This is a genomic window from Rhizobium sp. UBA1881, assembly GCF_002338015.1.
GTDB lineage: Bacteria > Pseudomonadota > Alphaproteobacteria > Rhizobiales > Rhizobiaceae > Rhizobium.
The window spans coordinates 1-3,745 of the sequence record NZ_DDHH01000200.1 but is presented as its reverse complement, the minus strand read 5'-3'; the positions used below and the strand labels follow the sequence as shown (position 1 = coordinate 3,745).

The following is a 3,745-nucleotide window of genomic DNA, read 5'->3' as shown; positions in this document are numbered from 1 at the left end:
GGTGCCAATCGGGCGGTTACGTTGAAGCTGCCGAGAATGAGATCGAAGAGCATCGCCCCGATCGCGAGGCCCGCAAGCGCATCGGGATCGCCCATATGGCCGACGACGCCAGTGCCGACAAGGCCGAGCAGCGGCGTGGTGATGAAGCCGAGTGTCATCGGTATGGCGATCGACAGCACCATCCGGTGCGTGACCTCGAAGGCGAGGCCGCCGCCGCTTTTGTGTACGCTCGCTTCCAAGGTCTGCTCCTCACAAAGAGGCGGAATCACCTCAGTTGGAAAGCACCATGGCCCAATAGGGCACGTTGCGGGAAGCGGGATTATAGGCAACGGCCACGCCAAGCCCGCTATAGCGGCCGAGCATGTTTTCCAGATGATGCGGCGAGTTGATCCAGGCGGTGACGACGGCCGGAACCGTCTGCTGCCCAGTCGCAATGTTCTCGGCGGCAGGCAGCTGCACGCCGCTCGCCTTCACGCGCGGGCCAAAACCGTCGGCGATCCCCATCACATGCTTCATCTTGCCGGCCGCCGCCATGCGCTTGGCCTGGAAGAGGGCTGCGGCCGTCGCGGCCGGATCGACGGTCAGCGGCGGCAGGCCGTTCTTGACGCGCAGCTGGTTGACGAGCGGCAGCGAGGCAGCCGTCTGGTCTTCGCCGTTGGAAGGCGTCGAGGGCTCTTTCGGCCCGGTGGCGCAGCTGGCGACGCCGGCTGCAAGAGCAAGCGCGGAAAAGCGCAGCAGGCTGCGCCGAGAGAGGTCGATGGAGGTCATGTTACCGGCGATAGCTGAAGAGACGGATGATGAGGAAGATCGGAATGACAATGGTGGCGCCGAGCATCAGATAGTCGCCGACGCGGCCGAGCGCGGAGAAGCCGCGATGCCAGACCTCGAGGATGAAATTGCGGATGCCATAGATGAAATCCAGCGGTGCCAGCCCGAAGACGGCCATGATGAAGCCGACGATCAGCGACACCACCAAAAGCTTGATCAATGTACGGCCGAGCGAGTCGCCCAGAAACTTGTTCACCTGATCGGACATGCATCATCTCCTGTTCACCCCTGAGATACGGGCGCGAATCGTTGCCCGCAAGCTTTTTCAGGGCTGTCGCGTCAGCCTCTGAAATAGGACTTGAGTTTTTTTGTGGCCATCGCCAAATGCGGGCCGCGCAACAGGTCACCATCATGCCGCCCCATCTCCAGACATCAGGCGATGCCATCGCCGACCGCCGTGCCGACTATGCCAGGATGCTGGACAAGGGCGGCGAGCCGGATGCCGCCGCCGAGCTGATGGAGCAGGCGCTGGAGCTGGTGCCGGATTGGGCGGTCGGTTGGTACTGGCTTGCCACCTACCGCGAAAAATCGGGCAATGTCGCCGGCGCGATCGAGGCTTATCGGAAAACCCGCGAGCTCACCGAGGACGATATCTTCGGCGCCACGCTGAAGCTCGCCTTCCTGGGCGAAATCGCCGTACCCGATCAGCCGCCAAGCATCTATGTCGAGCGCCTGTTCGACGACTACGCCGCCCGCTTCGAGACCTCGCTGGTGGACAAGCTCGGCTACGACGTGCCGGCAAAGCTCGCCCGCATGATCGCCGCGACCGGCAGGCACTATGCGCTGGCCGCCGATCTAGGCTGCGGCACCGGGCTGATGGGGCCGGAAATCCGCCAGATGGCGGGCCGGCTCGAAGGATTCGACCTCTCGCAAAAGATGCTGTCGAAGGCCGAGGAAAAGCAGGTCTACGACCATCTCGCCCAGGCGGATCTGTCGCTGCCCGCAGACGAGTCCGGCCTGTTTGCGGATAGCGGCGCGCATCGCGCCGATCTCGTCACCGCCGCGGATGTTCTGATCTATCTCGGCAACCTCGAGATCGCCTTTGCGTCGGTCGCGGCCCTCTGTGTCGATGGCGCCGACTTCGGCTTTTCCGTCGAGGAAACCGAGGACGAGGAGGGCGTTCATCTTGCCCATTCCCTGCGCTATGCGCATTCGGAAGCCTACATCCGATCGCTCTGCGCCCGCCACGGCTTCGAGGTGATCGCGATGAGCCGCACCACCATTCGCAAAGATGGCGCCAACATCATTCCGGGCATTCTGTTCCTTGCACGCAAGACCGCCTGACGGACCGATTCTTGCGAAGTTTGAATAGGTCAGCATTGCTTACGTATTTCGCTTGAAAACGTGGCGAATGAACCGGATAATTCCGCTCAGAAGCCGAAGAGCGCGAATGCCGCCCGGCGACCAATCATTCACATCCCCTGCCGCCTGGGGCCTGCCCGGGCGTTCTTGAACTCGTCTGCCGTTGGAGATTAGCGACATGACTCAGCTCATCAATGCCCTTGGCTTCTGGAACACGAGCGCCACGCGCCACACCCCTGTCGAGGACGTGCAGGGCATCTTCTCCGGCAGCCTCGTCGCAGCCCTTGGCCTTTACGTGCTGGCAAGCGCTGGCTTGCTTACCGGCAGCACGGCGGGCATCGCCTTCCTCGTGCACTATGCCTTCGGCATCAATTTCGGCCTCGCATTCTTCCTGCTCAACCTGCCGTTCTTCTATCTCTCGTGGAAGCGCCTCGGTGTGTCCTTTACCATCAAGACTTTCGTCGCCATCGGCCTGACCTCGCTGCTGACAAGCCTGCAGCCGAATGTGATGAGCATCGCGACGATCCATCCGGCCTGGGCAGCGCTTCTGGGCGGTCTTCTGCTCGGCTTCGGCCTATTGGCGCTTTATCGCCACCGCGCCAGCCTCGGCGGCGTCGGCATTCTCGGCATCTACATGCAGGAGCGCTTCGGCATCCGCGCCGGTCTCGTGCAGATGGCCGTCGATCTCTGCGTGCTGGCGGCCGCCTTCTTCGTCACCACGCCGCCTGTCGTGTTCTACTCGGTGCTCGGCGCCGTGGTGCTCAATCTCTTCCTCACGATCAACCACCGCGCCGACCGCTACGTCGCGCTCTAAGCGCTAGCCAAGCAGATTGCCGAACCGGACCGAATAGATCCGGTCGCGCCCGAGCAAATGCGCGATCAGTGACGGCTGGTCGAACAGCCCCTTCATCGCCTTGTGGCGCAGGTCGAGCCCGCCGCTCATCACCCCGAAAGCCGGCATCAGTAGCCTTGCGCCGTCGGTCGCGAAACAAGGCCGGCGTATGGATTTTTCGCGCCGGCGCACGGTGGCGGAGGGATGCAGGTGCCCGGCGATCTCGCCGCTCTGCAACCCGTCCTTCGGTTCGTGCCGGAAGGTGAGGCCACCATATTGCAGTTCGTCGGCGCAGGCACCGGGCAGATCGACGGTCCCATCGGGATCATGGTTGCCGTTGATCCAGATCCACTCGCGCCCGCGCGCCATGTCCGAAATCAGCGTGCGGAATGTCTCCGGCATATGCGCCGAGCCGATCCGGTCGTGAAAATTGTCGCCGAGCGAGATCACCAGCTTCGGGTCGTAACGGGTGATGACGGCGGAAAGCACCGTCAGCGTCGCCAGCGTGTCATAGGGCGGCAGCATCATGCCGCGCCGGGCAAAGGCGGCGCCCTTTTCCAGATGCAGGTCGGAGACGACGAGAACACCGGTGTCGGGCAGATAAAGCCCGCCCAGCGGATCGCACACGGCAGCGATCCCATGCACGGACGTTTCCACGCCCGGCATCGCCGCAATCCCGTTCAATTCCCGCGCCAGCGCCAGCCGGTTCATCACGTTCGTTTCTTTCCAGTATCTAGGCGGGGAGGATGGCCAGAAGGCCCTCTCTGCCCTGCCGGGCATCTC

General features: G+C 63.2%; 5 protein-coding genes and 1 pseudogene. 2 read left to right on the top strand and 4 right to left on the bottom strand.

The window, feature by feature from the left end; translation table 11 throughout:
* From B3605_RS24900 to B3605_RS24890, 3 genes and pseudogenes are all read right to left on the bottom strand, one after another.
* A pseudogene (locus B3605_RS24900) lies at positions 1-182 on the bottom strand (hypothetical protein); the annotation flags it as partial.
* A gap of 88 nt (positions 183-270) precedes the next feature.
* A complete protein-coding gene (locus B3605_RS24895) occupies positions 271-768 on the bottom strand; it encodes a CAP domain-containing protein (protein WP_112940943.1) in 498 nt (165 codons plus the stop codon).
* 1 nt (position 769) lies between these two features.
* Positions 770-1,036 carry a DUF6460 domain-containing protein gene (locus B3605_RS24890; protein ID WP_018898330.1) on the bottom strand — a complete coding sequence of 89 codons (267 nt, stop codon included), beginning with the start codon at positions 1,034-1,036 and terminating at the stop codon, positions 770-772.
* 143 nt (positions 1,037-1,179) lie between these two features.
* Here B3605_RS24890 and B3605_RS24885 point away from each other — a divergent pair, with 143 nt between their 5' ends.
* Both B3605_RS24885 and B3605_RS24880 read left to right on the top strand, forming a co-directional pair.
* On the top strand, positions 1,180-2,112 hold the full coding sequence (locus B3605_RS24885) for a methyltransferase (RefSeq protein WP_112941021.1): 933 nt from the start codon (positions 1,180-1,182) through the stop codon (positions 2,110-2,112).
* 196 nt (positions 2,113-2,308) lie between these two features.
* The gene (locus B3605_RS24880) at positions 2,309-2,944 is read left to right on the top strand and encodes a YitT family protein (RefSeq protein WP_112940942.1); all 636 of its coding nucleotides are present in this window, start codon (positions 2,309-2,311) and stop codon (positions 2,942-2,944) included.
* 3 nt (positions 2,945-2,947) lie between these two features.
* On the opposite strand, the gene pdeM is transcribed toward B3605_RS24880, so the two are convergent.
* A complete protein-coding gene (gene pdeM / locus B3605_RS24875; protein WP_112940941.1) occupies positions 2,948-3,673 on the bottom strand; it encodes a ligase-associated DNA damage response endonuclease PdeM in 726 nt (241 codons plus the stop codon).
* Positions 3,674-3,745 lie beyond the last annotated feature (72 nt).